Raw genomic sequence first — 26,424 nt, 5'->3', positions numbered from 1 at the left:
CCCGCGTGTGTCCCGGAGCCTAGCAGGCCAACCCGAGGAGGCAATCATGGCCCCGAAAATCGTGATTCTGACCGGCGCCGGGATCTCGGCGGAAAGTGGTCTCGGCACCTTCCGCGACAAGGACGGGATCTGGACCAAGCACCGGATCGAGGATGTCGCCACGCCCGAGGCTTTCGCCCGCAACCCCTTGCTGGTGCAGGAGTTCTACAACGCCCGAAGGGCGCAGGCGGCGGAAGCGCGGCCCAATCCCGCCCATGCCGCCCTGGCCGAGCTGCAGCGCGCCCACCCGGGCGAGGTGGTGATCGTCACGCAGAACGTCGACGGGCTGCACGAGGCGGCGGGCGCCGAGGTGCTGCACATGCACGGGGCGCTGGCGGGCGCGCTCTGCGGGGCCTGCGATCACCGCTGGGAGGCCCCGGCCGCCATGGGGGCCGAGGAGCCCTGCCCTGCCTGCCACCGCCCCGCGGCGCGCCCAGATGTGGTGTGGTTCGGCGAGATGCCCTACTACATGGAGGAAATCCTCGATCACCTGCTCTCGGCGGACCTTTTTGTTGCGATTGGCACCTCGGGCAATGTCTATCCCGCCGCGGGCTTCGTCGAGGAGGCGCGGGTAGCCGGGATCGAGACGCTGGAGATCAATCTCGAGGCCACCGAGGCTTCGGCGCTTTTCGACCGGACCCTGACCGGCCCGGCGAGCGAAGCGGTGCCGGATTGGGTGGCGGGGCTGCTGCGCGGGTAGCTGTGCGTTCAGCGGGGCCGAGGGCGCGGAGGGTTGCGGTCTAAGGGCCCCAAGGCTCAGAAGCTCAGAAGCTCAGAAGCTCAGAAGCAAGGCTGGCCGGGTCAGTCAGCCCGGCGCAACCTGCGACGCCGCGCGCGGACCTGAAGCAAGGCCCGCGCATCACCGGCTCACTCCTTGGCGCTGTCGTCCTTGGCCGCGCCGTGGTCCATGCCGCCGTGGTCCATCTCTCCATGGCCCATCGCGCCATCACCCGAACCGTGATCCATCTCCCCGTGACCGCCATGCGCGTCCTGCCGCTCGCGGTCGACCGGCACCTCGAGCGCCACCTCGCTGCCGTCCTCGAAGATCAGCGTCAGCGGCACGCTGGCGCCCTCTTCGAGCGCATCGGCGAGCCCCATGAACATTACGTGATCCCCCCCGCGCGCGAGGCGGTGGCTGGCGCCCGGGGCGATCTCGATGCCGCCCTCGATCTCGCCCATGACCATCATGCCACTGGCGTCCTCGCTGTGGCTGTGCAGTTCGACCCGGGCGGCGGCCTCGGAGGCGGCGCCGGTCAGGCGCATGGGCGCCGCGCCGGTGTTCTCGATCACCATGAAGGCGGCGCCGGTCGGCGAAACCGGCGTGGCCGAGCGGATATAGGCGTCCGAGACGCGGATCTCGGCGTTGGCAAGCGTGGCGGTTGCGGCAAGCGCCGCGGCGACAAGGAAGGTGCGAAACATCTGCGGGGTCCTTTCCCGGCTGCTGAAATCTGGAAATTCTTTGGGATTTCAGAGCACTGCAGGCGGCGCCCGGGCCCGGGGCGCGGGGCCCCTGCGGCCGGAGGCATGGCGCGCGGTGGCCGCCCAGCGGGGCGCGGTGAGCACACCTTCGCGGGGGGCGAGGGCCAGGGTCTCGGGGTCGAGCGCCAGCAGCGCATCGCCCGCATCGGGGCAGAGCACGCTCTGCCGCACCGGGCGCCCGTCGCGGTCGAGGTGAATCACCACCCGCTCGAGCCCGGTGCAGAGCACCACGCTGTCCGCCGGCTGCGGCGCGGCGCGCGCGGCGGCCGTCTCGACGCTGGTCAGCGCGAGCAGGACGGCCAGGCAGAGGGACAGGAGGCGGGCGTGCATGGGCGCTTGTCTACCCGCTGGCGCGGACGCGGGAAAGCCGCACCGGGGGTCTGGGGCCCGCGACCAAGCGTCCCTTTGCCGAACCGGCGCTCCGGCACCGGGCGCGCGCGCCCCGCGCCGCCACGCCCCCACCAAGCCCGCCACGACACAACAAAAAAGGCGCGCCGCCATGCGGACACGCCTTCTTCGCGTTCTTCCGAAAGGATCAGGCCTGGGCGGCGCGCGCCTTGGCAATCTCTTTCTTGACCTTCAGCGCCACGTCGGACAGCTGGCTGTCCTTGGCCTTCTCCAGGAACCGGTCGAGCCCGCCGCGGTGATCCACGGTGCGCAGCGCCGCCGAGGAGATCCGCAGCTTCACGCCACGGCCCAGGGTCTCGGACTGCAGGGTCACGTTGTTCAGGTTCGGCAGGTAGCGCCGCTTGGTCTTGTTGTTGGCGTGGCTGACATTGTTGCCAACCATCGGGCCTTTACCGGTCAGTTCGCACACGCGCGACATGGGTTCATCCTCGTCAATGTCAGGGCGAAAGATCGGTGGTCGACTTTCACCAAATGGAAAGGGCGCCGCGGGAGCGACGCCCGGAATCTCGTCGCGCTTCTCTAGGCAAGCGCGGGAGCGGCGTCAAGTCCCGAGGCCGGGCCGTTGCAGGTAGGTGGTCAGAAGCTCCTCGGCGGCGGCCGCCGCGGTCAGATCGCCGGTCTCCACCGCGCCCGCAAGCCGTGCCATGGCGCCTTTTACGGGCTCGCGGGCCAGGGTGGCGAGCAGCGCCTCGCGCACCTCGGCCTCGAACCAGTAACGCGCCTGGGCGCGGCGGCGGCCATCCCAGTGCCCGGCCTCGCGGCGCCATTCGGCCAGCGCCGTCATCTCGTCCCAGGCCTTGGCGAGCCCTTCTGATTCCACCGCCGAGACGGTCAGCGCCTTGGGAAAGCCCTCGGGGTCCTGCGGGCGCTTGCGCAGCAGCCGGAGCGCGCCGGCGTAGTCCGCGCAAGTCCGCGAGGCGGCGGATTTGAGCTCGCCGTCGGCCTTGTTGATCAGGATGATGTCGGCCATCTCCATGATCCCGCGCTTGACCCCCTGCAGCTCGTCGCCGCCCGCAGGCGCCAGCAGGAGCACGAAGAGGTCGGAAAGCTCGGCCACCACGGTCTCGGACTGCCCGACGCCCACGGTCTCGATCAGGATCACGTCGAAATCGGCGGCCTCGCACAGCTCGATCGCCTCGCGGGTGCGGCGCGCGACGCCGCCCAGGTGGCTTTGGCTCGGGGAGGGCCGGATAAAGGCGTTGGGCTCGCGCGAGAGCCGTTCCATCCGCGTCTTGTCGCCCAGGATCGACCCGCCCGAGCGCGCCGAGGAGGGATCGACCGCCAGCACCGCGACCTTCATGCCCTGCGCGGTCAGCATCATGCCGAAGGTCTCGATGAAGGTGGACTTGCCGACGCCCGGCGTGCCCGAAAGCCCGATCCGCAGCGCCTGGCGGCCGTGGTCGGCCTCCTTCAGCCGCTGCAGCAGCGCCACCGCATCGGCGCGGTGATCGCCGCGGCCGCTTTCGACCAGCGTGATCGCCCGGGCCAGGGCGCGCCGCCGGCCCGCCAGAATGTTCGCGCTTTCCGCCTCGATGTCCATCGCGCCCCCAGATGTGCCGGTTCCGCCTCGTTCTGACGCCGCCTCCGCCTCTTGTCCAGCAACCCGCAGATGCATACGAGGAGGGCCAGCTCGGAAAGGAACGCATATGGCAGACCCACAGATCGGCATCTACGGCCTTGGCACCATGGGGGCCGCGCTGGCCCTGAACCTGGCGGAAAACGGCGTGGAGATCGCCGTCGCCAACCGCAGCACGGAAGCGATCCCGGCCTTCCTCGACCGCGCGGGGCCACTTGCTGCGCGGATCGCCACCGCCGAGGACCTCGACGCGCTGATCGCCGCCCTGCCCCGGCCGCGCCAGCTTCTGGCGATGATCCCCTCGACCGCGCCGATGGATGCGCTGATCGACGAGCTGATCCCCAAGCTGGCCGAGGGCGACACGCTGATCGACGCCGGCAACGCCGATTTCCACGCCACCCGCGCGCGCAGCGCCAAGCTGGCAGAGCACGGCATCCATTTCGTGGGTCTCGGCGTCTCGGGCGGCGAAGAGGGCGCCCGGCGCGGGCCCTCGATGATGTTCGGCGGCACCGAGTACAGCTGGGAGCGGCTGGCGCCGATGCTGCGCGCCATCGCCGCGCGTTTCGGCGATGACCCCTGCGTCGCCCATCTCGGCCCCGACGGCGCCGGCCATTTCGTCAAGACCGTGCACAACGGCATCGAATATGCCGACATGCAGATGATCGGCGAGCTCTTCGACCTGCTCGAGACCGGCGGCCGCGACGTGGGCGAGATCGCCGATATCTTCGCGGGCTGGAACGAGGGTCCGCTCGGCTCCTATCTCTTCGAGATCACCGCCGGGCTCCTGCGCCGGACCGACAGCGCCACCGGCGCGCCGATCCTCGACGTGATCCAGGACAGCGCCGGGCAGAAGGGCACCGGGCGCTGGACAGTGATCGAGGCGGTCAAGCTCGGCCAGTCGGCCACGATGATCGAGGGCGCGGTCGCGGCCCGCGCCTGGTCGGCCGAACGCGACGCCCGCCGCGCCGGGGCCGAGGTCTTCGGCAGCGCCCGCGCTACCGTCGAGCTCGAGGTCGAGACGCTCGAGGCCGCGGCCCGCGCGGCGCGGGTGCTGGAATACGCCCAGGGCTTCCGCATCCTCGCCGCCTCGGCCGAGGAATACGACTGGCCGCTGGCGCCCGCGCGGATCGCCGAGATCTGGCGCGCCGGCTGCATCATCCGCGCCAAGATGCTGGACGACATCGCAGGAGCTTTCGCCGAGGGCACGGCCATGGCCGACCTGATGCGCGCCGAGGCCTTCCGCGAGACGCTGGAGACGGGCATCCCGGCCCTGCGCAAGGTCGTCGGCACCGCCGTCGCCGCGGGGCTGCCGGTGCCGGTCCTGGCCTCGGCGCTGGCCTGGTTCGACACCATGCGCACCCCGCGCGGCACCGCCCGGCTGATCCAAGCCCAGCGCGACGTCTTCGGCCGCCACGGCTTCGAGCGCACCGACCGCGAGGGCAAGGGCTTCCACGGTCCCTGGTGGGATTGATGTGATCGGGGGCGGGCCTGGTGCCTGCCCCTTTTCCTAGGGTCTTGGGGAGGTTCGGGCGAGGTCTGGGCGCTCAAGGGCATTGGACGTGGCGCGGGGCTCCTCGGCCCAACGGCTTGATTTGTGCGCTACCGAGCCCGCGCGATAGTCCAACGCAACGGCCCAAATGACGGCGCGAGAGCCCCACGGACCGCCCCGTCGTTACGGCCCACCCCGGCGCGACCGCTCGCGGTTTTAGGCACGCCCCCACCAAACGCCTTCCCCAAAAACCGCCACCCCAAAAAGCACCACACCACGCCCCCTAAGCGCCCCGCCCCTGCTTCAGCTTGGCAAAAATACCTCGGGGGCGCGGGGGCAGAGCCCCCGCACATCCCTCAAGCCAATCCTACCCCCGCCGCTTCGCACGCAGCGTCGGATCGGCCTCGCGCGGATCCTCGGGCCAGGGGTGCTTTGGGTAACGCCCGCGCATCTCCTTGCGCACCTCGGCGTAGGAGCTCTCCCAGAAGCCTGGCAGGTCCATGGTGGTCTGCACCGGCCGCCCGGCGGGGGACAGGAGCGTCACCCGGAGCGGCTTGCCCGCCACCGTCGGGTGGTCGCGCTGGCCGAACATCTCCTGCAGGCGCAGGCTGATCTCGGGGTCCGGCGCGCCGTAGTCGATCGGGATCGAGCGGCCGAGCGGGGTGGTGAAGGCGCCGGGCACCTGGGCGTCGAGCGCCTGGCGCGCGGGATAGTCGAGCCGTGCCTCGAGGGCGGGCAGCAGGTCGAAGCGCCGCCAGTCCTCGCGGCTGGTCACGCCGGCCAGGAAGGGCAGGAGCCAGTCCTCCGCGGTCTCGAGGAGATGCGCCTCGTCCGAGGCCGGCAGGTCGAGGCCGCCCGCCCGGCCGATCTCGATCCGGGCGAGGAAGCGGCGGGCCTTCTCCGAGAGCCGCAGGCCCATCTCGGAGACGCCTTCGAGCATGGCGCGGGCCAAGGCCTCGGGCGGGGCGTCGCGCCAGATCCGGCTGTCGAGCGCGATGGCCCCGAGGCGTTCCTCCTGGCGGGCGATGACCTTGCCCTCGCGGCGCGACCAGGCGCAGATGTCCTGCCAGGCGATGGCTTCGGGGAAAAGCGCGCGCAGGGCGCCTTCCTCGATGCGCAGGGCCTGGCGGATGCGCGCCTCGCGGCGGTCGCCGTCGAGGTCGGTCGCCACGATCAGACGGGCGCCGCCGAGGCTGTCCTCCTCCGGCAGGGCCGCGCCGCTGCCGCCCGAGAGCCGGTAGCGCGGGGCGTCGCCCTTGCGGCGAAGCCCGATGCGGTCGGGATAGGCGAGCGCCGCCATCTCGGCGGGGGAAAGCCCCCGGTCTGGCCCGGCGCCGCGCGCGAGGCGCTTGGCCTCGGCCTGGATGCGGCTGAGACCCGGGCGGTGCAGCTGGTAGGGTCTTCGTTCGGCGAAGCCCTTGGGGTCGCGCAGCGCCTCCAGCCGCAGCGTCAGGTCGGCGGGGGCACCGCGCAGCGGGTCGCGTTCGGCTAGAAGCGCCGCCAGCGGCGCCGCGCCCTGGCCCGCGCGGGCCAGCATATGCGCGAGCCGCGGGTGCAAGGGCGTGCCCGCCATCTCGCGGCCATGGGCGGTGACGCGGTGCTCGGCATCGAGCGCACCCAGCATGCGCAAAAGCGCCTGGGCCTCGACATAAGGCCCGGCGGGCGGCGGGGTCAGGAAGGGCAGATCTCCCGGCGCCGCCCCCCAGACCGCCAGTTCCAGCGCCAGCCCGGCCAGGTCGGCGACCTCGATCTCGGCAGGCGGGAACTCCGGCAGGGCGCCCTCCTCGCCGCGGGTCCAGAGCCGGTAGGCGCGGCCCGGTGCGACGCGACCCGCCCGGCCCGCGCGCTGCGCGGCCTCGGCGCGCGAGACCCGTTCGGTGACCAGCCGCGACATGCCCGAGCCGGGATCGAAGCGCGCCCGGCGGGCCAGCCCGGCATCGACCACCACGCGCACGTCCTCGATGGTCAGCGAGGTCTCGGCGATGGCGGTGGCCAGCACCAGCTTGCGGCCCTGGGGCTCCGGGCGGATGGCGCGGCGCTGCTCGGCGAAGGGCAGCGCGCCGTAGAGCGGGCGGATCACCGTGTCGGCACCCAGCCGGCCCGAGAGTTTCGCCGCGGTGCGCCGGATCTCGGCCTCGCCGGGCAGGAAGACGAGGATGCCGCCGCTGGTCGCCTCGGCGGCCTCGGTCACGAGGTCGGCCAGCGCCTCTTCGAGCCTTCGGGACTTGGGGCGCGGCGCCTCCAGCCAGCGGGTCTCGACGGGGAAGCTGCGGCCCTCGGAGGTGATCACCGGCGCGCCGATCAGCTCCGCCACCGGGCCCGCGTCGAGGGTCGCGGACATGGGCAGCAGGATCAGGTCCTCGCGCAGGGCCTCGGCGACCTCGAGGCAGAGCGCGAGGCCGAGATCGGTGTTGAGCGAGCGTTCGTGGAACTCGTCGAAGAGCACCGCGCCGACGCCCTGCAGTTCGGGGTCGCGCTGCAGGCGGCGGGTCAGGATGCCCTCGGTCACCACCTCGATGCGGGTCTCGCGCGAGACCTTGGCCTCGCCGCGGATGCGGTAGCCGACGGTGGCGCCGAGCGGCTCGCCCAGCATCTCGGCCATGCGTTCGGCGGCGGCGCGGGCGGCGAGGCGGCGGGGTTCGAGGACGAGTATGGTGCCGGAGGTCAGCCCGGCCTCGAGAAGCGCCAGCGGCACGCGGGTGGTCTTGCCCGCGCCGGGCGGGGCCTGCAGGACGGCGCGGCCGTTTTCTCCGAGGGCTTCGAGCAGCGCGGGCAGCGCCTCTTCGATGGGCAGGTGCGGCGCGCGGGTCATGCAAAACCTTTCCAAGGTTTTGCGGGGAATTTCACGGAAATTCCCGCGCGCGGCTCGGGGTGCGTGCCAGGGACGACGCGGGTGCGCCGGTCGGGCCGGGGTGCGCGAAACCTTCCCAAGGTTTCGGGGGGAATTTCACGGAAATTCCCGCGCGGCGCGCGGGTTGGGCGCCTGGGGCGACGCGGGTGCGCCGGAGCGCGCGAAACCTTCCCAAGGTTTCGCACGGAATTTTGCGAAAATTCTCGCCAGGCGCCCATGCGGCACGCCCCGGGTGACAGGCGGGCGGTGTCCGGACAGGACCCCGCCCCGCTCACGCCCCGAGGCACCAGCGCATAATGGCCTTCTGCGCGTGCAGCCGGTTCTCGGCCTCGTCCCAGATCACCGAGGCCGGGCCGTCCATGACCTCCGAGGTCACCTCTTCCTCGCGGTGCGCGGGCAGGCAATGCATGAAAAGCGCGTCGGGCTTCGCCGCCGCCATCAGATCGGCGTTGACCTGGTAGGGCCGCAGCATGTTGTGACGCCGTTCGCGCGCGCTCTGGGCGTCATGCATCGAGACCCAGGTGTCGGTGACCACGAGGTCCGCGTTCTCCACGGCCTTCTTCGGGTCGCGCTCGATGCCCACGGTCACGCCCTGGTTCCGCGCCAGGCCGACGAACTCCATCTCGGGATCGAGCTGCACCGGCCCGGTGAAGGTGAAGTCGAAGCCGAACTGCGCGGCCGCATGCAGCCAGGAGGAACAGACGTTGTTGCCGTCACCCGACCAGACCACCTTCTTGCCGGCGATCGGGCCGCGGTGCTCCTCGTAGGTGAGGATGTCGGCCATGATCTGGCAAGGATGGGTGCGGTCGGTCAGCCCGTTGATCACCGGCACCTCGGCGAACTCCGCCATCTCGGTCAGCACGCTTTCGTCGAAGGTGCGGATCATGATCAGGTCGACGAAGCGCGAGAGCACCCGCGCGGTATCGGCGATGGTCTCGCCATGGCCGAGCTGCAGGTCGGAACCCGAGAGCACCATGGTCTCGCCGCCCATCTGGCGCACGCCCACGTCGAAGGAGACCCGCGTCCGGGTCGAGGGTTTCTCGAAGATCAGCGCAACCATGTGGCCGGCGAGCGGCTGCTCGGCGTCGGGCGAGGCCTTGGGCGCGCCGTCGCGGGCGGTCTTGATCCGCCGCGCGGCGTCGAGGATCGCCCGCAGCTCGGCGGGGTCGGTCTTATGGATGTCGAGGAAGTGGTTCATCGGCTTCAGCTTTCTGCGGTCCGGCGGCACGGGGGGTCAGCCCCGCGCGCACCGGAGACGGTCGGTCGGGATCACGAGGCTTCGGCGGGCGCGAGGCTTTCGGCGGCGCGCGCGAGACGGTCGGTGGCCTCGCCGATCTCCTCTTCGGTGATGGTCAGGGGCGGCAGGAGGCGCACCACGTTGTCGGCGGCGGGCACTGTCAGAAGGCCCGCGGCATAGCCCGCCTTCACCACCTCGGTGTTGGGCGCCTTGCAGACGAGGCCCAGCATCAGGCCCGCACCGCGCACCGCCTCGAAGACCTCGGGGTGATCGGCGACGAGCCCTTCGAGCCGCTGGCGGAAGAGCCCCGCGCGGCGGCTGACCCCGGCCAGGAACTCGGGGTCGGCGATGATCTCCATGACCTTCAGGCCCACCGCGCAGGCCAGCGGGTTGCCGCCGTAGGTCGAGCCGTGGCTGCCCGCGCTCATCGCCGCGGCGGCGCTCTCGCTGGCCAGGACCGCGCCCAGCGGGAAGCCCCCGCCGATGCCCTTGGCGACCATCATGATGTCGGGCGCGATGCCCGCCCATTCATGCGCGAAGAGCTTGCCGGTCCGGCCCATGCCGCATTGCACCTCGTCGAAGATCAGAAGCGCGCCGGTCTCGTCGCAGAGCTCGCGCAGCCCCTTCAGGCAGGCGTCGGGCAAGGGGCGGATGCCGCCCTCGCCCTGCACCGGCTCGACGATCACCGCGGCGGTCTTCTCGGTGACCGCGCGCTTCAGCGCCTCGTGGTCGCCGAAGGGCACGTGGGTGAAGCCCGGCAGGAGCGGCCCGAAGCCCGCGGTCATCTTCTCCGAGCCCGCCGCGGCGATGCCCGCCGAGGAGCGGCCGTGGAAGGAGCCGGTGAAGGCGACGATCTCGGTGCGCTCGGGCTCGCCCGCCGCGGACCAGTGCTTGCGCGCCATCTTCACCGCCAGCTCGCAGCTCTCGGTGCCGGAGTTTGTGAAGAAGACCGTGTCGGCGAAAGTCTCGGCGACCAGCGCATCGGCCAGCGCCTGCTGCTGCGGGATCTTGTAGAGGTTCGAGACATGCCAGAGCGCATGCGCCTGTTCGGTCAGCGCCGCGACCAGCGCGGGATGGGCATGGCCCAGCGCGTTGACCGCGATGCCCGCGCCCAGGTCGAGAAAGCGTCGCCCGTCCGCCTCGATCAGCCAGGCGCCTTCGCCTTTCACGAAGGTCAGCTCCGCGCGGTTGTAGGTCGGCAGGACGGAGGGGATCATGGATGTCTCCTAGGCATGAAGGCCGAAGTGGTGCCAAGCACCCGGGGCCAAGTCAAGTTTCTGAGGGCAGATTGATGGGGACGCAGCGCGACGGCCCGGGCGCCATCCGGCACCGGGCAGGGAGGACCTAGCGGCCTCGTCGGATAAACGTCCCACGCATCATGGGAAGCGCCTTAGCCCGGAGCCTGCCCTCACGGCAAGGACGTTCCGCCGGGGGCCCGCGAGTTCGCCGAAACTCCCGCCGCGAAAATCGGGGCTTTTCATTTGGCCTTTGTCACTTATAGTCCGCCCCATGACGATGACGGGCCATATCAGCTGCATGACGCGCGACCTGCGCGCGCTGCCGCTTGCCCTGCTTCTTCTGCTTACCCGCCTCTGAGCGTGGGCCGCACCGGCGCGACCGCTCAGGGGAGATCGGGACACCGCGCCGGACCTTGAAGCCCCGCGAGAAGAAGCGACAGCAAGAGACGACATCATGAACACCACCGACAAAGACCGCGTGTTGATCTTCGACACGACCCTGCGCGACGGCGAGCAGAGCCCGGGCGCGACCATGACCCATGACGAGAAGCTCGAGATCGCCGAGCTGCTCGACGACATGGGTGTCGACATCATCGAGGCCGGCTTCCCGATCGCCTCCGAGGGCGATTTCCGCGCCGTGGCCGAGATCGCCGACCGCTCCAAGCAGTCGGTGATCTGCGGGCTGGCGCGCGCGCAGCTGCCCGACATCGACCGCTGCTGGGAGGCGGTGCGCCGCTCCGAGCGGCCGCGCATCCACACCTTCATCGGCACCTCGCCGCTGCACCGGGCGATCCCGAACCTCAGCCAGGACGAGATGGCCGAGCGCATCCACGAGACGGTGACCCATGCGCGCAACCTCTGCGACAACGTCCAGTGGTCGCCGATGGATGCCACCCGGACCGAGTGGGACTACCTGCGCCGGGTCGTGGAGATCGCCATCAAGGCCGGCGCCACCACGATCAACATCCCCGACACCGTGGGCTATACCGCGCCGCGCGAAAGCGCCGACCTGATCCGCCGGCTGATCGAGGATGTGCCCGGCGCCGACGAGGTGGTCTTCGCCACCCATTGCCACAACGACCTCGGCATGGCGACGGCCAACGCCCTGGCCGCGGTGGAAGGCGGCGCGCGGCAGATCGAATGCACGATCAACGGCCTCGGCGAGCGGGCGGGCAACACCGCGCTCGAAGAGGTGGTCATGGCGCTCCGCACCCGCGGCGACATCATGCCCTGGGACACCCGCGTCGATACCAAGAAAATCATGCATATCTCGCGCCGCGTCGCGACGGTCTCGGGCTTCCCGGTGCAGTTCAACAAGGCGATCGTCGGCAAGAACGCCTTCGCGCATGAGTCGGGCATCCACCAGGACGGCATGCTGAAGAACGCCGAGACCTTCGAGATCATGCGCCCCGAGGACGTGGGCCTCGCCGCGACCAACCTGGTGATGGGCAAGCACTCGGGCCGGGCGGCCCTGCGCGACAAGCTCAAGAACCTGGGCGTCGACGTGGGCGACAACCAGCTCAAGGACATCTTCGTCCGCTTCAAGGAGCTCGCCGACCGCAAGAAGGAGGTCTACGACGAGGACATCCTGGCGCTGGTGACGGCGACCACCACGGACGGGCACAAGGACCGGCTGCAGCTGGTGAACCTCGCGGTGACCTGCGGCACCGGCGGGCCCGCCGAGGCGACGCTCGAGATGGAGATCGACGGCACCGAGGCCAGCGCCACCTGCCAGGGCGACGGGCCGGTCGACGCGACCTTCAAGGCGGTGCGCGAGCTGCATCCCAACAAGGCGCGGCTGCAGCTCTACCAGGTGCACGCGGTGACCGAGGGCACCGACGCCCAGGCCACGGTCAGCGTGCGGCTCGAGGAGGACGGGATGATCGCCACCGGCCAGTCGGCGGATACCGACACGGTGGTGGCCTCGGCCAAGGCCTATATCAACGCGCTCAACCGGCTGATCGTCCGGCGCGAAAAGTCCGGCCCCGGCTCGGACCAGAAGGAGATCAGCTACAAGGACGTGGGCTGAGGCCCGGGTCTTCGGGCTAGGAGCCTTGGGGGCGCGCGGTCGGCGGATCGCGCGCCCCTTTTCTTTTGGGCCGCGCCTGGTTGTCGGGTTCCCGGAAGGCGGCGTTGCAGCATTGATGGGCGCCGCGCGGGCCGTCGTTAAGGATTTGTTCACCTCCTCGGCGCAGTCTCCCGGGGCAAAGGATGAGGTGAGGCATGTCCTATCGCAGCAGGGCGCGCGCCGCGGCGCGCCGGTCTCCGGCCGTCCCCGGCCCGGAGGACAGAAGCGACCCCAGGGACCCGGGCCGCGCCGCCTCGGGCGGCTGTCGCGGCGGCAAGGTGGTCGCGGGCGCCGGGGATGGCGGCGCTCTGGTGGAGGCGCAGGTCGGTGCGCTGGGTGAAGGGGTGCAGGCTGTTTCGCCGAGCGCGGCAGGCGAGGACACCGCGCTTGCCCCTCTGGCGGCGCTTTTCGGCGATGCGCCCCGGCGGATCATCGTCTGCGACCGCGTGGGGCGGGTGATCTACCTCAACCCCGCCGCCCGGGCGTCTCTGCCCTCCCTGGTGCAAGCCGGGCTCCGTGCCGGGGGCTCCGTGGCGGGCGCGAAGGCGGCAGCTCTGGGTGGCTCACCCGAGTTGGGCGCCAAACGCCCCACCCCGCCCTCCGGCCCCGACCGCGCGGCGCTGCGCGCCTTGGCGCAGATCGCCGCAACCGGGCGGGCGCGGGTGCTCTCGCTGACCATCGCGGGCCAGCGGCACGCGATGCTTGGCTGGCGCGTGGGCGAACTGCCGGGGCTGCCGCCGGGGCTCGTGGTCCTGAAAGACGCCGAACCGACCGCGCCAAGCCGGGGCCCCGACCCCGCCGCGCGCCCGACCGCCGCCTTCGAGGAAGAGCGCCGCCGCCTGCGCAGCCAGGCCGCCTGGCTGTCGCGCATGGCGACCGCGGATGCGCTGACCGGGCTTCTGAACGCCGCGGGTTTCGAGCAGCGCTGCGCCGGGCGGCTCACAGCCGGAAAGGGTGCGGCGGGGGGCGCCGCGGGCGCGCTGGTCTTCCTCGACATCGACCGCTTCAAACAGGTGAACGACCGCTTCGGCCATCCCGCAGGCAACAGCGTCCTGACCGAGATCGGCAGCCGCCTGCGCGCGGCTCTCGGCCCGCGCGACCTGGCCGCGCGCATCGGCGGGGACGAATTCGCGCTCTGGCTCGAGGGCGCGCGCCCCGAGGCCCTGCCCCGCCGGCTCAACGCCCTGCGGGATGCGCTCGACCGGCCGGTCGCACATCTCTGCCCGGCGGAGAACACAGCGCAGGAAATCCCGGTGAGCCTCGCGATCGGGGCGGCCACGGCGCCGGGGGACGGCGTGGGCTACGCGCTCCTCCTCGCGCTGGCCGATGACCGGATGTATGCCGACAAGCGCGCGCGGCAGGCCCGCGCCAGCGCCGGGCATCACAGCATCGCGGGCACCACCTGATCCGGCGGGCGGTGCCCGTCGGCGAAGGTCTTCACATTGATGATCACCTTCTCGCCCATCTCAAGCCGCCCCTCGCGGGTGGCCGAGCCCATATGCGGCAGCAGCACCACGTTCGGCAGGTTGCGCAGGTCGGGATTGATGTCGGTGCCGTGCTCGTAGACGTCGAGCCCCGCGCCCGCCAGTTCCCCCGCGCGCAGCATCCGCACCAGGGCGTTCTCGTCGATCACCTCCCCGCGCGAGGTGTTCACGATCACCGCGTCGGGCTTCATCAGCTTCAGCCGCCGGGCGTTCATCAGGTGAAAGGTCGTCGGCGTATGCGGGCAGTTGATCGACAGGATGTCCATCCGCGCGACCATCTGGTCGAGGCTGTCCCAGTAGGTCGCCTCGAGCGCGGCCTCGGTCTCGGGGCGCAGCTTGCGGCGGTTGTGGTAATGGATCTGCATGCCGAAGGCCCGCGCCCGGCGCGCCACCGCCTGGCCGATCCGGCCCATGCCCAGGATGCCGAGCCGCCGCCCGCCGAGCCGCCCGCCCAGGAAGGCCGTCGGCGCCCAGCCCTGCCAGTCGCCCGCCTGCATGGTCGCCAGCCCCTCGGGGATGCGGCGGGTCGCCGCAAGCATCAGCGCCAGCGTCATGTCGGCGGTGTCCTCGGTGACCACGCCGGGGGTGTTGGAGACGAGGATCCCGCGCGACCGGGCGGTGTCGACGTCGATGTGATCGACGCCCGCGCCGAAGTTCGCGATCAGCTTCAGGCGGTTGCCCGCCTGGCCGATCAGGCCCGCGTCGATGCGGTCGGTCACCGTCGGCACCAGCACGTCGGCCTCGCGCATGGCGGCGGCCAGTTCGGGCTTGGTCATCGGGGTGTCGTCATCCCTCAGCGACACGTCGAACAGCTCGGACAGGCGGGTTTCCACCGCCTCCGGCAAGCGTCGCGTGACGACAACACTCAGACGTTTTGACGGCATCCGAGCCCTCCTCATCTTTCCCGATCCGCTGATCGGAGGCAGAGTGTCCCAAGACCGGACGGGGCACAAGAACCCCGCCTCAAAAACTCGAGCAGAGGCCATGATCCAAGCGTTTACGGGCGTCCTCCTCGCCCTCGCCCTTCTCGCGCAGAGCGTCGCGGCCGAGGCCGCCGAAGAGCGAGGCCCCATCACCAATCTGCCGCTGCCGCGCTACGTCTCGCTGAAGGCCGCCGAGGGCAACGTGCGCCGCGGCCCCTCGCTCAGCCATCGCATCGACTGGGTCTACGTCCGGCGCGACATGCCGCTGGAGATCACCGCCGAGTTCGGCCACTGGCGCCGGGTGCGCGACCGCGACGGCGCCGGCGGCTGGGTGCATTACGCGCTGCTTTCCGGCGTGCGCACGGTGATCGTCGAACGCGACAAGCTGCAGATCCGCGCCCGCCCCGAGGACGCCGCCCCCGCCACCGCCGAGCTGGCGCTCGGGGTGATCGCGCGGCTCGGCCGCTGCGAGCCCGCCTGGTGCGAGATCGAGGCCGGGGGCTATTCCGGCTGGGCGCCGAAATCGGCGCTGTGGGGCGTGAAGCCGGGCGAGCTGCGGGAGTAGCGTGGGGCGCGCGCGCGACGCGCAAGCGCCGCCGCTTCGGACGAGACGCCCCCTAGCCCACGAGCCGCAAGACGGACAGGCCGCGAGCCGCCCTGCCCCACGTCACCGCACTTCAAGAGATCCCTTAAGTCCCCGCGCTCCTCAGGCCGCGTCGTGGAACAGGATCGCCGCCTCCGAGGCGCTCAGCATCCGCCGCGCGCAGGCGCCATAGGCCTGCGGCATGCGCTCCACCTCGGGCACCACCCGCGCGAGCCGCGCCCGGTCGCCGGGATCGAGCGTGTCGAGCGCGGTTTCCCCGGGATGGAAGCTCTCGGACTCGACGCCATTGGCAAAGAGGATCTCGTGGCGCGGCAGCAGAAGGTGGATATAGGTCACCTCGCGCACCTGGGTGTCGCCCAGGACCGAACGCCCGTCGATCAGGTCCGAGGCCGCGACCAGCACCTCGTCGGTGTTGAAGAGCGACCGCGCCTTGCGCCCCTGCACCAGGAGCCGGTGCTGCGGCGAGACCAGAAGCTCCTCGTCCGGCCGCTCGATGCCGAGCGCGCCCGCGCGGATCCGCACCGGCCGGAGCTTCGGCAGCGCGAAGAGCCGCGCGCCGCTCATTCGGCGGCTGCCGATCCAGGCGATGGGCTGGAGGCCGTTGTCCTTGGTCTGCACCAGGTCGCCCTCGCGCAGATCCTCGACCGCGCGGCTGCCGCCCGCGGTGCGGATGCGGGTGCCGCGGGTGAAGCAGATCACCCCGGTGCCGAGATGCGATTGCGGGTCGCCCTGCGCCCGGTCGAGGCTGTGATGCACGACCCAGAGATCGGTGCGCGGCGGCGGCACCGCGTCGACGAACATCAGAAGCGGCGCGCTGTCCGGGCCGACCTCGATCAGCGTGACGGTGAAGCTTTGCCGCCCGTCGGTGACCACGAAGCTCTGGTCCGCGAGCGGCGGTTCGGGCAGATCCTCGGCGGGGCTGCGGCTGCCGTCCAGCGCCGCGCCCACGAGGCGCCGCACCATGCGCGCCGCCCGTTTCCTCAGATGCACGTCATCCTCGGTCCGTTCGAGTTGCAACACGGCGCTCGGTCCGTCCACACGCACCGCCTCGCCCTGCCAGGACCATACCGCCCCAACGTCGATCGACGCGACTGGTGCCGCGTCGAGCCCGTCTATACCCGTTTGAGACCACGAGATGACGAACGTGCCACGATAGCCCGTTCCCATTCTCTGCTGCCTGCCTCTGTTCTTTTTTTCTTCGGCAAACCTAGCAAGTCGCGATTGTTTCTCAAAGAAAGACAGCGAGCGAGGCGCCGCTTCGGGCCCGGTCGGAGGCCACGGGTGGCTTCTGCGCAACAGAAAGGGCGGGGTTTGGCGGGCGGATGGCCGGAAATGCCATGCGGCCCCTGCCCCGCCGCGACGCGGGACAAGGCAAACGCAACACGCCCAAATAGGCGCCCCGCACGCGGGGCACCCTTCCCTCAGGCGTCGGTTCTGTTGGCGCCGCCGATCTCCTCGGGGCGGGCGCGGGTCGCCCAGTCGCGGCCCGGCTCGGGCGCGGGCGGCTCGGCGCAGGTGCCCCGGTGCAGATGCACCTTGGAGACGAAATGCGCCGAGATCGGCGCGGTCACGAAGAGGAAGGCCATGACCAGCACCTCGTGCACCGAGTTCCCGCCGGTGGCGAATGAATGCAGGATCGAGGCCATGATCAGCGAGCCGATGCCCAGCGTGCCCGCCTTGGTCGGCGCGTGCAGGCGCTTCATCGGGTCGTCGAGCTTCAAGAGCCCGTAGGAGCCCACCAGCGTGAAGAGCGCCCCGATGATCAGCGCCAGGGCCGCGGCAAATTCCAGAAGCTGGCTCATTCGATGATGTCCCCCCTCAGGATGAAGCGCGCATAGGCCACGGTCGAGACGAAGCCCAGCATGGCGAAGATCAGCGCGCCCTCGAAGTAGACCTCGGAGCCCTCGGCGATGCCGAGCAGCACGATCAGGCCGATGGCGTTGATCACCATGGTGTCGAGCGCGAGGATCCGGTCGCCGGTGTTCGGCCCCAGGATCAGCCGCACCATGGCCAGCACCTGGCTCAGCGCCACCGCGGCGACGGCGATGACCAGCGCCCAGTCGAACAGGCTCTCGGGAGGCATCATTCGAAAATCTCCTTCAGGCGGGCCTCGTAGCGGCTCTTGATCTCGTCGCGCACCGCCGCCGGGTCCTCGGCGTCGAGCGCATGCACCAGGAGGCAGCGCCCGTCTTCCGACAGATCCGCCGAGACGGTGCCCGGGGTCAGGGTGATCGTGCCCGCCAGCGCGGTGATCGCCTCGGGCGTGCGCAGCTCGAGCGGGATCGTCACCCAGCAGGACCGCATGTCGGCGTTGCGCCGGGTCAGCACGATCCAGGCCACCACGACGTTGGCGACCATGATGTCCCAGATCACCAGACCGGTGTAGCTGAGCATCTTCAAGGGCCGGAAGCCCGCCGGGACGTTGGGCCAGTAGGGATAGGTGAAGAAGGGGATCAGGACCCCGAGGATCACCCCCAGGACCAGCGTGTTGAGCGTCAACGCGTTCGACAGGATGCACCAGACCACGATCAGCAGGAGCGTCAGCAGCGGGTGCGGCAGGATGCGCCGGATCAGGCCGGGGCCTTCGGTGTCACGGGGTTCGGCCATGTTCAGTGCCCTCCGCTTTCGTCGCTGCCCTTGGCCGCGTCATCCTTGCCGCCCTTGTCCTTCTTGTAGCCCAGCGCGTTGCCACCCTCTTCGATGGTCTTGCCCTCGGTGCCGAGCACCAGGTTGATATAGGGCGCGGGGTTCAGAAGCTGGTCGGCGGTGGCCCGGAAATAGGCCGTCGCGGGGCCCGCCCAGAGCGAATGCACCGCGATCAGCGCCACGAGCCCGCCGATCGCCACCGCCGGCAGCGCGGCGGGCTGGCCCTCGGGGTAGTCGGGCTTGGAGGCGACGTTGTCCATCTCGCTGCGCGGGTCGTCCTGCTCCGAGGCGATCTGCTTGGCCTTCCAGAAGACGATGCTGCCGGCGCGGGCGAAACCCACCACGGCGATCAGCGAAGAGCCGAGGATCACCGCCCAGGCCCAGACCACCAGCTCGCTGGTGAAGGCCGCGTCGAGGATCATCAGCTTGCCGAGGAAGCCCGAGAGCGGCGGCAGCCCGGTCATGGCGATGGCCGAGGCGAAGAAGAAGCCCGCGATCATCGCGTTGCCGCGAATGGGCGTGGTCGCGTAGAGCCGCAGCCCCGCCCCGCCGCGCTGGGTCAGCACCAGGTCGGCGATCAGGAAAAGCGCCGCTGTCGCCAGCGTGGAGTGCACGATGTAATAGAGCCCGGCGGTGATGCCCGCCTCGGTGAAGATCGAGATGGCGATGGTCACCATGCCCATCGAGCCGATCACCGAGAAGGCGACCAACCGGTCGAGCCGCCAGGCGCCCAGCACGCCGACCATGCCGACGGCGAGCCCCAGAAGCCCCAGCGGCATCAGCCACCAACCGTGCAGCCCCGCCACGATGTCCAGCTCGGGCGGGAAGACCATGGTGTAGATCCTCAGGATCGCATAGGCGCCGACCTTGGTCATGATGGCGAAAAGCGCGGCCACCGGCCCCGGCGCCTCGGAGTAGGAGGAGGGCAGCCAGAAATGCACCGGCGCCACCGCCGCCTTGATCGCGAAGACGATGATCAGGAGCACCGCCGCCACCCGGATCCCGGCGTTGCCGTCCTCGGGGATCGCCGCCACCCGGCCCGCGAGATCGGCCATGTTGAGCGTTCCGGTCTCGGCGTAGATCGTGCCTAGCGCGAAGAGGAAGAGCGTCGAGCCCAGGAGGTTATAGAGCACGTATTGCGTGCCCGCCTTCAGCCGCCGCGCGCCGCCGCCGTGGATCATCAGCCCGTAGGAGGCGATCAGCAGCACCTCGAAGAAGACGAAGAGGTTGAACAGGTCGCCGGTCAGGAAGGCGCCGTTGATGCCCATGATCTGGAACTGCATCAGCGCGTGGAAATGCCGCCCGCGGGCGTCCCAGCCCGAGCCGATGGCATAAAGCAGCACCGCGATCGACAGCGTGCCGGTCAGCACCAGCATCATCGTGGCCAGCCGGTCGGCGACCAGCACGATCCCGAAGGGCGCGGCCCAGTCGCCAAGCTGGTAGAGGCTCAGCGTGCCGTCCGAGGCCTGGACGAAGAGCCCCAGCGCGATGACCAGCCCGAGGGTCGCGCCGCCCAGTGACACGGCGCGCTGGATGCCGCGATGGAAGCGCGCGGTCAGCACGATGAAGGCCGCCAGGAAGGCCGGCAGAACGACCGGGGCGATGATCCAATGGCTCATTGCGCGTTCTCCTTGCGGCCTTCGCGCCCGTTGTCGAAGGCGGCCTGCGCGTCGTTCACGCGGTCGTCGTCACCACCCAGGTAGGCCCCGAGCGCGATCACCACCACCACGGCGGTCATCCCGAAGGAAATCACGATGGCGGTCAGCACCAGCGCCTGCGGCAGCGGGTCGGCATAGCTTTCCATGCCGTCGCGCAGGATCGGCGCGGCGCCGACGGTCAGCCGTCCGCTGGCGAAGAGGAAGACGTTGACCGCATAGGTCAGAAGCGCGGTCCCGAGGATCACCGGGAAGGTTCTCAGCCGCATCACCAGGTAGATGCCGGCCGCGGTCAGCACGCCGACGGCGCTTGCAACGACAAGTTCCATGTCAGGCCCCTTCCCTCGTGTCCCCGTCCCCGCGCGAGGGGTCGATGTCCATCGGATGTTCCGGATCTCGGCTGTCGGCGCGCCGCGCGAGCCGCGAGAAGCTCTCGAGCGACAGGAGCACCGCGCCCACCACCGCGAGGAAGACCCCGAGGTCGAAGAACAGCGCCGAGGCGACCTCGAAGGGCGCGAGGCCCGGCAGCTTCACATAGCCGAAGCTCGAGGCCAGGAACTCGGTCGCGGTGAACCAGGCGCCGATGCCGGTCAGCCCCGCTGCCAGCACGCCCGAACCGATGATCCCGTGATAGGGAAAGCGCTGCCGGTCCGAGGCCCAGGCGAAGCCCGAGGCCATGTATTGCATGACCACCGCCACGGCGACGATCAGCCCCGAGATGAAGCCGCCGCCGGGCTCGTTGTGGCCACGCAGGAAGATGTAGACCCCGACCATGAGCACGATCGGCATCATCACCCGGGTCAGCACCACCATCATCAGGGGATGCATGTCCCCTGCCAGCGGCTTGTCGGCTACCCGGTTCAGAAGCCGCGCCCGGACCGGGCCGGACAGCAGCGTCTCGGTCAGCGCGTAGATCACCAGCGCGGCGATCCCCAGCACGATGATCTCGCCGTAGGTGTCGAAGCCCCGGAAGTCGACGAGGATCACGTTGACCACATTGGTGCCGCCGCCGCCGAGGTAGCTGTTCTCGAGGTGATAGCCCGAGATCGGCGCCATGACCGCCTCGCGGTTCAAGAGGTTGAAGCACAGAAGCCCCGCGCCGAGCCCGCCCAGCACCGCGACGGTGCCGTCGAAGAAGCGCTGCATCGGCAGGCTTTCCTTGGGCGTCCAGTCGGGCAGGAAGTTCAGCGCCAGGAGCATCAGGATGATCGTGACCACCTCGACCGAGATCTGCGTCATCGCGAGGTCGGGTGCCGAGAAATAGGCAAAGCCCACCGACACCATGGTGCCGATCACCCCCATGAGGATCAGCGCCAGGAGCCGGTTGTGATGGGTCAGGACCAGAAGGCCCGTCGCCGCCACCAGCATCAGCCAGCCAAGCCCCGCCGCGAGGTTCGGCAGCTCCGCCTCCTGGGAGGCGGGCGCGCCGGTGCCGGTCATCCAGGCATGGCCCGCCGCGGCGATGATCGCCAGCGCCAGGATCGCGGCGTAGCGGGTGAAGGCGCCGTCGTGCAGCGCCCCGGTCAGCCCGCGCGCCAGCGTGATGGCGCCCTGGATGATGGCGTCGAAGATGGTCTTGGCCTCGGGCCGCGGCGCCGCGTCCCAGCCCTTCTGCAGGCCGCGGTGCAGCGCCAGCAGGACCAGGCCGCCCGCGACGGCCACCGCCGACATGTAGAGCGGCGGCTTGAAGCCGTGCCAGATTGCCAGGTGATACTCGGGCACCGGCGAGACGCCGCCCAGCACCGCCCCGGTGACGAATTTCACGAAGGGCTCCGCGAGGAAGGGCGCCACACCGATCACCACCACCGGAACCACCAGAAGCGCCGGGGGCAGCCACATGCCCGGATTGGGGTCATGCGGATGCGAGGGGTAATCATTGCGCTCGGGCCCGAGAAAGGCATGGGCGATGAAGCGGAAGGAATAGGCCGCCGAGAAGAGCGCGCCGAAGGTCGCCAGCGCCGGCACCAGCCAGGCCGGGCCGAAGAGCGTGGTCTTCACCGCCTCTTCCAGCATCATCTCCTTGGAGATGAAGCCGTTGAGGAGCGGAATGCCCGCCATGGCAAGCGCCGCGGTGATCGCGATGGCCGCGGTCACCGGCATCAGCCGCCGGAGCCCGCCGAGCCTGCGGATGTCGCGGGTATGCGCCTCGTGGTCGACGATGCCCGCCGACATGAAGAGCGCCGCCTTGAAGGTCGCGTGGTTGAGGATGTGGAAGACCGCCGTCAGCACCCCGAAGGCCGTGCCGGTGCCCAGGAGCATGGTGATCAGCCCCAGGTGCGAGACCGTCGAGAAGGCCAGGATCGCCTTCAGGTCGTGCTTGAAGAAGGAGATCACCGCGCCCAGGCACATGGTGATCAGCCCCGCCGTGGTGACGAGGTAGAACCATTCGGGCGTGCCCGAGAAGGCCGGCCAGAGCCGCGCCATCAGGAAGATGCCCGCCTTCACCATGGTCGCCGAGTGCAGATAGGCCGAGACCGGCGTCGGCGCGGCCATGGCGTGCGGCAGCCAGAAGTGGAAGGGGAACTGCGCCGACTTGGTGAAACAGCCCAGCAGGATCAGGATCAGCGCCGGGGTGAAGAGCTCGGAGCTCTGGATCGCCTCGCGTGCCGCGATGATGTCGGAGATGCGGTAACTGCCGGCGATCTCGCCCAGGATCAGCGCGCCACCGATCATCGCGAGCCCGCCCGCGCCGGTCACCGCCAGCGCCATGCGGGCGCCCTGCCGGCCCTCGGGCAGGTGCTTCCAGTAGCCGATCAGCAGGAAGGAGGACAGCGAGGTCAGCTCCCAGAAGATCAGCAGAAGCAGGATGTTATCGGAGAGGACAATGCCCACCATCGCGCCCTGGAAGAGCAAGAGATAGGTGAAGAACTCGCCCATGTGGTCGCCGCGCGACAGGTAATAGCGCGCATAGGCGATGATCAGGCAGCCGATGCCCAGGATCAGGGCGGCGAAGAAAAAGCCCAGGGGGTCGAGCCAGAGCTCGAGGTTCAGCCCCAGGACCGGCAGCCAGTCCACCCGGGCCGAGATCACCTCGCCCCGCCAGAGCGCCGGAAGATGGGTCAGAAGCCCGATGAGCGCGGTCAGCGATACGGCCAGGGTCACGCTCGCGCAGGCGCGGCGGCCCGCACCATACATCAGCCCGGGCAGAAGCGCCCCGAGGAATGGCAAGGCCACGATGAGGAAAAGCGACAAGACTACCCCTTCCCAGGAATGACACCGATGGCGGCGTTATTGCGAAAATTTTGCCCCGGTCTCAAGGCGAACCGGACCGGATTGCACGATTTCTGAGGCGAAATGGTGCGGAAACGGACCGGGTCAAAGCGGTTTCGGCAGCTCCGCAGCGTGGGGTTGCGCGCGCTCGGCGCGCCACCCGCGGCCTTGGTGCCGCTTTTTTCGGCAGAATGGAAAAATAAGGACGGGCGTCGGGCGCTTGCCCGGGGCGCGAAACGGCTGTTTTGCCCCGCCCGCCCGGTCCAAAACAGCGCCACGGGCCCGCCTGCCCCGGCGGAACGCTGTTCCCGGCGCGGGATGCGCGCCTGGCCGGCCCCGCCTTGTCCCTGGCCGTCCGAGCGACAATTCAGAAGGGAGACACAGACACAAATCGGCTTTGGGGATCCGACATGAAAACTCTTGCCACATCTTCCGCGCTGGCGCTTCTCGCCGCGCCCGCCTTCGCCGCCATCGACGGCCCGCTGGTCTCGGCCGCCGATCTGCAGGCCGAGCTGGGCCAGGGCGAGGTGCAGCTTCTCGACATCCGCGCCGAGGGCGAGGACGGCTACGGCGGCGGCCACATCGAGGGGGCGGTGAATGCGCCCTACGGCCTCTTCCGCGGCCCCTCGGACAACCCGGGCCAGCTGGTGCCCGCCGAGGAGCTGACCGCGACCTTCCAGCGCCTCGGCCTCGAGCAGGACAAGCCCGTCGTGGTGACCTACCAGGGCGCGAGCGAGACCGACTTCGGCGCCGCCGCCCGGGTCTACTGGACGCTGAAATCCTCGGGCTTCGAGGAGATCGCCATCCTGAACGGCGGCATCAACGCCTGGGACGCCGAGGGCTTCGCGCTCTCGACCGAGGCGGTGAGCCCCGAGGCCTCCGACATCACCGTGAGCTGGGACGACAGCTGGACCGCCAGCGTCGAGGACGTGCAGACCGCCATCGACGGCGGCAGCGACACGCTCCTGCTCGACGCCCGGCCCGAGAGCTTCTGGAACGGCCAGCAGTCGCATCCGGCCGCCGCCAAGCCCGGCACCCTGCCGCAGTCGCAGTATTTCGTGCATTCGAGCTGGTTCTCGGGCGGCCCGGCGATCATCGACGCCGCCGCCGCGCGCTCGCTGGCCGAGGAGAACGACCTGTCCTCGGCGGAGAACCTGATCTCCTTCTGCAACACCGGGCATTGGGCCGCGACCAACTGGTTCGCGCTCTCCGAGCTGGCCGGGATCGACAACGTGAAGCTTTATCCCGAAAGCATGGTCGGCTGGTCGAACGCGGGCTATGACATGGCCAATGTGCCGGGTCCGCTCAGCACGCTGTGGAATCAGATCAAGGACGTCTTCTAAACCATGTCCCATGCCAGCGCGACGGGGGCCGCTGCGGCCCCCGCGACATCGCTTCTGACCCGCACCGGCCTTCTGGCCGGTGCGCTTGTTCTTGTCCTCGCCGTGGCGATGCTGGTGGGGCTGCGCTTCGGGCTGCTCTTGGCCATCGGCCTCGGCTTCGGCCTGGTGCTCGAGGGCTACCGCTTCGGCTTCGCCGGCCCCTGGCGGCGGCTCATCCGCGAGGGTGACCCGACCGGCACGGTGGCGCAGCTCGTCTCGATCGCCGTGGTGGCGCTGGTGGCCTTCCCGCTCCTGGCCTCGAGCGGCGGCGAACTGATCGGCGCCCATGCGCCGGTGGGCTTTGCCATGATCGGCGGGGCCTTCGTCTTCGGCGCCTGCATGCAGGTGGTCATGGGCTGCGGCTCGGGCACGCTGGTCAATTCGGGCAGCGGCAACCCGGTGAGCCTCCTGGCCCTGCCCTTCTTCGCGCTCGGCAGCTTCTTCGGGGCCGATCACCTGCTCTGGTGGACCGGCTTCGGCACCCTGCCGACGGTGGTTTTCGAGGGCACCCTGGGCCTGCTGATCACGCTGGCCGCGCTGGCGAGCGTCGCCGCCGTCCTGATGTGGCGCGCGGCCCCCGAGCAGCGCAGCATCCCGCGCCGCTACTGGATCGCGGCGCTGCTGCTCGCGGGTCTCGCGGTCCTGAACCTGGTGGTCGCGGGCCAGCCCTGGGGCGTGGTCTACGGGCTCGGCCTCTGGGCGGCCAAGGGCGCGACGGTGCTCGGCGCCGACCTCTCGGGCTCGAGCTTCTGGGGCACCCCGGGCAACATGGAGCGGCTGGGCGACAGCCTTCTGACCGACGTGACCTCGCTCACCAACCTCGGGATCATCGGCGGCGCCTTCCTGGTCGCGGCCTGGCGCGGCGGCTTCAGCCAGGGGCTGCCGAAACTGCCGGCGCGGGCCTGGGTCGCCACGGTGATCGCCGGGTTCCTGCTGGGCTATTCCTCGCGGCTGGCCTTCGGCTGCAACGTGGGCGCCTTCTTCTCGGGCATCTCCACCGGCTCGCTGCATGGCTGGGCCTGGTTCGTCGCGGCCTTCGGCGGCGCCTTCTACGGCGTGAAGCTGCGCCCCTGGCTGGGGCTGGAGGCGCGCTCATGAGGACGCGCAAGCTGACCGCCGGGCTGACGCTGGCCTTCGTCCTGGGGCTCCTGATCCTCGATCAGGCCCAGAGCGGGCCGGTGAACCGCTTCCAGCAGCCCGCCGCCATCGCCTGGGGCAGCAACGAGAGCGCCGGCGGCGCGCATTGCGCCGCGCTGCCGCAGTAGGGACTTACGACGCGGGACCGGGGGCGCAGGCGCCCGGCCCCGCGCCACCGCTTTCGCAAAATTTTCCTGAAAACCCGCCCGGGGCCCTTCAGCCCAGGAGCCGCGCCAGCCGCTCCAGCGCGAAGAGGTATCCCTGCGTGCCCGCCCCCGCGATCACCGCATCGGCGCGGTGCGAGACATAGCTGTGGTGGCGGAAGCTCTCGCGCTTGTGGATGTTGGAGATATGCACCTCCATCACCGGTCCCTCGAAGGCGTTGAGCGCATCGAGGATCGCCACGGAGGTATGCGAATAGGCGCCGGGATTGATCACCAGCCCCGCGGAGTCGAGCCGCGCCTCCTGGATCCAGTCGACCAGCTGCCCTTCGGAGTTCGACTGCCGCGCCTTCAGCGCAAAGCCCAGCCGCTCGGCCAGCTGGGTGCAGTCGCGGGTCACATCCGCCAGCGTCTCGGACCCGTAGATCTCGGGCTGGCGCTGGCCGAGCAGGTTCAGGTTCGGCCCGTTGAGAAGAGTGATCTGTGTGCTCATGGCTGGCCCCTCGCGCGGCAAATGCCGCCCTTGTGGGGCCTCCCTGCCCCGCCCGGCAAGGGGCGGGCGCCGGTCGGCCCCCGCGCTGTGGCGGAAAAACCGCCGCGCGGGGCCCGAGGCCAGCTCAGTCGAAGAGGTCCGGCCGCGGCCGGCCCAGGAGCCGGGCGATCGGGCCGCTCGGCGAGGCCGCGAAGCAGCAGGTCAGCACGTAGCGCAGCGGGTTCAGCTCCATCATCTCTCGGTCCCCCGGATCCGATCCATCTCTGCCGCGTGACCTAGCTCAGCCCCGTGACGCTGCCATGACACTCGGCAAGGGCCCGCCGCGCGCCGCTCTCGACCTGGGC

24 protein-coding genes are annotated in these 26,424 nt (G+C 70.3%); 8 read left to right on the top strand and 16 right to left on the bottom strand.

All coding sequences use genetic code 11. The features are described from left to right. Positions 1 to 46: 46 nt before the first annotated feature. On the top strand, positions 47 to 739 hold the full coding sequence (locus LR948_RS07145) for an NAD-dependent deacylase (protein WP_232753306.1): 693 nt from the start codon (positions 47 to 49) through the stop codon (positions 737 to 739). Positions 740 to 906: 167 nt separating this feature from the next. Here LR948_RS07145 and LR948_RS07140 read toward each other — a convergent pair whose 3' ends face one another. From LR948_RS07140 to meaB, 4 genes are all read right to left on the bottom strand, one after another. Beyond that, on the bottom strand, positions 907 to 1,458 hold the full coding sequence (locus LR948_RS07140) for a copper chaperone PCu(A)C (protein ID WP_232753305.1): 552 nt from the start codon (positions 1,456 to 1,458) through the stop codon (positions 907 to 909). 48 nt (positions 1,459 to 1,506) lie between these two features. Further along, complete coding sequence (locus LR948_RS07135; protein WP_232753304.1) at positions 1,507 to 1,848, bottom strand: hypothetical protein; 342 nt, start codon at positions 1,846 to 1,848, stop codon at positions 1,507 to 1,509. A gap of 205 nt (positions 1,849 to 2,053) precedes the next feature. Then, the gene (gene rpmB / locus LR948_RS07130) at positions 2,054 to 2,344 is read right to left on the bottom strand and encodes a 50S ribosomal protein L28 (RefSeq protein WP_232753303.1); all 291 of its coding nucleotides are present in this window, start codon (positions 2,342 to 2,344) and stop codon (positions 2,054 to 2,056) included. A 123-nt stretch (positions 2,345 to 2,467) separates the two neighbouring features. Continuing rightward, positions 2,468 to 3,466 carry a methylmalonyl Co-A mutase-associated GTPase MeaB gene (gene meaB / locus LR948_RS07125; protein WP_232753302.1) on the bottom strand — a complete coding sequence of 333 codons (999 nt, stop codon included), beginning with the start codon at positions 3,464 to 3,466 and terminating at the stop codon, positions 2,468 to 2,470. A gap of 106 nt (positions 3,467 to 3,572) precedes the next feature. On the opposite strand from meaB, the gene gndA reads away from it, so the two are divergent. Then, positions 3,573 to 4,973 carry an NADP-dependent phosphogluconate dehydrogenase gene (gene gndA, locus LR948_RS07120; protein ID WP_232753301.1) on the top strand — a complete coding sequence of 467 codons (1,401 nt, stop codon included), beginning with the start codon at positions 3,573 to 3,575 and terminating at the stop codon, positions 4,971 to 4,973. 385 nt (positions 4,974 to 5,358) lie between these two features. On the opposite strand, the gene hrpB is transcribed toward gndA, so the two are convergent. The 3 genes from hrpB to LR948_RS07105 all read right to left on the bottom strand — a co-directional run bounded on the left by hrpB (position 5,359) and on the right by LR948_RS07105 (position 10,296). Further along, positions 5,359 to 7,803 (bottom strand): ATP-dependent helicase HrpB, encoded by a 2,445-nt coding sequence (hrpB, locus tag LR948_RS07115; RefSeq protein WP_232753300.1) that lies wholly within the window; start codon positions 7,801 to 7,803, stop codon positions 5,359 to 5,361. Positions 7,804 to 8,113: 310 nt separating this feature from the next. Then, entirely contained in the window at positions 8,114 to 9,040 is a 927-nt protein-coding gene (argF, locus tag LR948_RS07110; protein WP_232753299.1) for an ornithine carbamoyltransferase, read from the bottom strand. A gap of 71 nt (positions 9,041 to 9,111) precedes the next feature. Beyond that, a complete protein-coding gene (locus tag LR948_RS07105; protein ID WP_232753298.1) occupies positions 9,112 to 10,296 on the bottom strand; it encodes an aspartate aminotransferase family protein in 1,185 nt (394 codons plus the stop codon). A 475-nt stretch (positions 10,297 to 10,771) separates the two neighbouring features. Here LR948_RS07105 and LR948_RS07100 point away from each other — a divergent pair, with 475 nt between their 5' ends. Further along, positions 10,772 to 12,346: a 2-isopropylmalate synthase gene (locus tag LR948_RS07100; protein ID WP_232753297.1), complete on the top strand. Its 1,575-nt coding sequence runs from the start codon at positions 10,772 to 10,774 to the stop codon at positions 12,344 to 12,346. Between the two features lie 194 nt (positions 12,347 to 12,540). After that, complete coding sequence (locus LR948_RS07095; RefSeq protein ID WP_232753296.1) at positions 12,541 to 13,791, top strand: GGDEF domain-containing protein; 1,251 nt, start codon at positions 12,541 to 12,543, stop codon at positions 13,789 to 13,791. On the opposite strand, the gene LR948_RS07090 is transcribed toward LR948_RS07095, so the two are convergent. Beyond that, positions 13,767 to 14,753 (bottom strand): D-glycerate dehydrogenase, encoded by a 987-nt coding sequence (locus LR948_RS07090; RefSeq protein ID WP_232753295.1) that lies wholly within the window; start codon positions 14,751 to 14,753, stop codon positions 13,767 to 13,769. The two genes, LR948_RS07095 and LR948_RS07090, sit on opposite strands and share 25 nt — an antisense overlap. A 100-nt stretch (positions 14,754 to 14,853) precedes the next feature. Here LR948_RS07090 and LR948_RS07085 point away from each other — a divergent pair, with 100 nt between their 5' ends. Then, entirely contained in the window at positions 14,854 to 15,357 is a 504-nt protein-coding gene (locus tag LR948_RS07085) for an SH3 domain-containing protein (protein WP_232753294.1), read from the top strand. A 141-nt stretch (positions 15,358 to 15,498) separates the two neighbouring features. On the opposite strand, the gene LR948_RS07080 is transcribed toward LR948_RS07085, so the two are convergent. From LR948_RS07080 to LR948_RS07050, 7 genes are all read right to left on the bottom strand, one after another. Next, the gene (locus LR948_RS07080; RefSeq protein ID WP_232753293.1) at positions 15,499 to 16,563 is read right to left on the bottom strand and encodes a Hint domain-containing protein; all 1,065 of its coding nucleotides are present in this window, start codon (positions 16,561 to 16,563) and stop codon (positions 15,499 to 15,501) included. A gap of 254 nt (positions 16,564 to 16,817) precedes the next feature. Further along, complete coding sequence (locus LR948_RS07075) at positions 16,818 to 17,198, bottom strand: Na+/H+ antiporter subunit G (protein WP_232753292.1); 381 nt, start codon at positions 17,196 to 17,198, stop codon at positions 16,818 to 16,820. Continuing rightward, positions 17,195 to 17,482, bottom strand: a complete 288-nt coding sequence (locus tag LR948_RS07070) for a K+/H+ antiporter subunit F (RefSeq protein ID WP_232753291.1) — start codon at positions 17,480 to 17,482, stop codon at positions 17,195 to 17,197. Before LR948_RS07070 ends, LR948_RS07075 begins: the two co-directional genes overlap by 4 nt. Beyond that, positions 17,479 to 18,003: a Na+/H+ antiporter subunit E gene (locus LR948_RS07065; RefSeq protein ID WP_232753290.1), complete on the bottom strand. Its 525-nt coding sequence runs from the start codon at positions 18,001 to 18,003 to the stop codon at positions 17,479 to 17,481. The genes LR948_RS07070 and LR948_RS07065 overlap by 4 nt, the downstream gene beginning before the upstream one ends. A gap of 2 nt (positions 18,004 to 18,005) precedes the next feature. Continuing rightward, positions 18,006 to 19,661 (bottom strand): monovalent cation/H+ antiporter subunit D, encoded by a 1,656-nt coding sequence (locus LR948_RS07060; RefSeq protein WP_232753289.1) that lies wholly within the window; start codon positions 19,659 to 19,661, stop codon positions 18,006 to 18,008. Continuing rightward, a complete protein-coding gene (locus tag LR948_RS07055; protein WP_232753288.1) occupies positions 19,658 to 20,026 on the bottom strand; it encodes a Na+/H+ antiporter subunit C in 369 nt (122 codons plus the stop codon). Before LR948_RS07055 ends, LR948_RS07060 begins: the two co-directional genes overlap by 4 nt. 1 nt (position 20,027) lies before the next feature. Continuing rightward, positions 20,028 to 22,889, bottom strand: coding sequence for a monovalent cation/H+ antiporter subunit A (locus LR948_RS07050; protein ID WP_232753287.1), 2,862 nt, complete (start codon positions 22,887 to 22,889; stop codon positions 20,028 to 20,030). Positions 22,890 to 23,317: 428 nt separating this feature from the next. Here LR948_RS07050 and LR948_RS07045 point away from each other — a divergent pair, with 428 nt between their 5' ends. Genes LR948_RS07045 through LR948_RS07035 form a run of 3 tightly spaced genes read left to right on the top strand, consistent with a single transcriptional unit; the run spans position 23,318 to position 25,554 of the window. Beyond that, positions 23,318 to 24,250, top strand: a complete 933-nt coding sequence (locus tag LR948_RS07045; protein WP_232753286.1) for a sulfurtransferase — start codon at positions 23,318 to 23,320, stop codon at positions 24,248 to 24,250. Between the two features lie 3 nt (positions 24,251 to 24,253). Then, positions 24,254 to 25,387 carry a YeeE/YedE family protein gene (locus LR948_RS07040; protein ID WP_370634904.1) on the top strand — a complete coding sequence of 378 codons (1,134 nt, stop codon included), beginning with the start codon at positions 24,254 to 24,256 and terminating at the stop codon, positions 25,385 to 25,387. Then, entirely contained in the window at positions 25,384 to 25,554 is a 171-nt protein-coding gene (locus LR948_RS07035; RefSeq protein ID WP_232753285.1) for a hypothetical protein, read from the top strand. The genes LR948_RS07040 and LR948_RS07035 overlap by 4 nt, the downstream gene beginning before the upstream one ends. Before the next feature lie 88 nt (positions 25,555 to 25,642). Here the strand turns inward: LR948_RS07035 and aroQ are convergent, their stop codons facing one another. Continuing rightward, on the bottom strand, positions 25,643 to 26,080 hold the full coding sequence (aroQ, locus tag LR948_RS07030; protein WP_232753284.1) for a type II 3-dehydroquinate dehydratase: 438 nt from the start codon (positions 26,078 to 26,080) through the stop codon (positions 25,643 to 25,645). Positions 26,081 to 26,424 lie beyond the last annotated feature (344 nt).

The organism is Roseivivax sp. GX 12232 (genome assembly GCF_021272185.1).
Lineage (GTDB): Bacteria > Pseudomonadota > Alphaproteobacteria > Rhodobacterales > Rhodobacteraceae > Roseivivax.
This window is presented reverse-complemented; position numbering and strand designations above follow the sequence as displayed.

Excerpts from the sequence above, each read along its gene's own strand:
- LR948_RS07105 (WP_232753298.1), bottom strand. The coding sequence starts at position 10,296 with ATGATCCCCTCCGTCCTGCCGACCTACAACCGCGCGGAGCTGACCTTC.
- LR948_RS07085 (WP_232753294.1), top strand. The coding sequence starts at position 14,854 with ATGATCCAAGCGTTTACGGGCGTCCTCCTCGCCCTCGCCCTTCTCGCG.
- LR948_RS07080 (WP_232753293.1), bottom strand. The coding sequence starts at position 16,563 with ATGGGAACGGGCTATCGTGGCACGTTCGTCATCTCGTGGTCTCAAACG.
- gndA (WP_232753301.1), top strand. The coding sequence starts at position 3,573 with ATGGCAGACCCACAGATCGGCATCTACGGCCTTGGCACCATGGGGGCC.
- LR948_RS07035 (WP_232753285.1), top strand. The coding sequence starts at position 25,384 with ATGAGGACGCGCAAGCTGACCGCCGGGCTGACGCTGGCCTTCGTCCTG.
- LR948_RS07095 (WP_232753296.1), top strand. The coding sequence starts at position 12,541 with ATGTCCTATCGCAGCAGGGCGCGCGCCGCGGCGCGCCGGTCTCCGGCC.
- LR948_RS07100 (WP_232753297.1), top strand. The coding sequence starts at position 10,772 with ATGAACACCACCGACAAAGACCGCGTGTTGATCTTCGACACGACCCTG.
- LR948_RS07055 (WP_232753288.1), bottom strand. The coding sequence starts at position 20,026 with ATGGAACTTGTCGTTGCAAGCGCCGTCGGCGTGCTGACCGCGGCCGGC.
- aroQ (WP_232753284.1), bottom strand. The coding sequence starts at position 26,080 with ATGAGCACACAGATCACTCTTCTCAACGGGCCGAACCTGAACCTGCTC.
- hrpB (WP_232753300.1), bottom strand. The coding sequence starts at position 7,803 with ATGACCCGCGCGCCGCACCTGCCCATCGAAGAGGCGCTGCCCGCGCTG.
- rpmB (WP_232753303.1), bottom strand. The coding sequence starts at position 2,344 with ATGTCGCGCGTGTGCGAACTGACCGGTAAAGGCCCGATGGTTGGCAAC.
- LR948_RS07040 (WP_370634904.1), top strand. The coding sequence starts at position 24,254 with ATGTCCCATGCCAGCGCGACGGGGGCCGCTGCGGCCCCCGCGACATCG.
- meaB (WP_232753302.1), bottom strand. The coding sequence starts at position 3,466 with ATGGACATCGAGGCGGAAAGCGCGAACATTCTGGCGGGCCGGCGGCGC.
- LR948_RS07145 (WP_232753306.1), top strand. The coding sequence starts at position 47 with ATGGCCCCGAAAATCGTGATTCTGACCGGCGCCGGGATCTCGGCGGAA.
- LR948_RS07090 (WP_232753295.1), bottom strand. The coding sequence starts at position 14,753 with ATGCCGTCAAAACGTCTGAGTGTTGTCGTCACGCGACGCTTGCCGGAG.
- LR948_RS07135 (WP_232753304.1), bottom strand. The coding sequence starts at position 1,848 with ATGCACGCCCGCCTCCTGTCCCTCTGCCTGGCCGTCCTGCTCGCGCTG.
- LR948_RS07060 (WP_232753289.1), bottom strand. The coding sequence starts at position 19,661 with ATGAGCCATTGGATCATCGCCCCGGTCGTTCTGCCGGCCTTCCTGGCG.
- LR948_RS07140 (WP_232753305.1), bottom strand. The coding sequence starts at position 1,458 with ATGTTTCGCACCTTCCTTGTCGCCGCGGCGCTTGCCGCAACCGCCACG.
- LR948_RS07045 (WP_232753286.1), top strand. The coding sequence starts at position 23,318 with ATGAAAACTCTTGCCACATCTTCCGCGCTGGCGCTTCTCGCCGCGCCC.
- LR948_RS07075 (WP_232753292.1), bottom strand. The coding sequence starts at position 17,198 with ATGAGCCAGCTTCTGGAATTTGCCGCGGCCCTGGCGCTGATCATCGGG.
- argF (WP_232753299.1), bottom strand. The coding sequence starts at position 9,040 with ATGAACCACTTCCTCGACATCCATAAGACCGACCCCGCCGAGCTGCGG.
- LR948_RS07070 (WP_232753291.1), bottom strand. The coding sequence starts at position 17,482 with ATGATGCCTCCCGAGAGCCTGTTCGACTGGGCGCTGGTCATCGCCGTC.
- LR948_RS07065 (WP_232753290.1), bottom strand. The coding sequence starts at position 18,003 with ATGGCCGAACCCCGTGACACCGAAGGCCCCGGCCTGATCCGGCGCATC.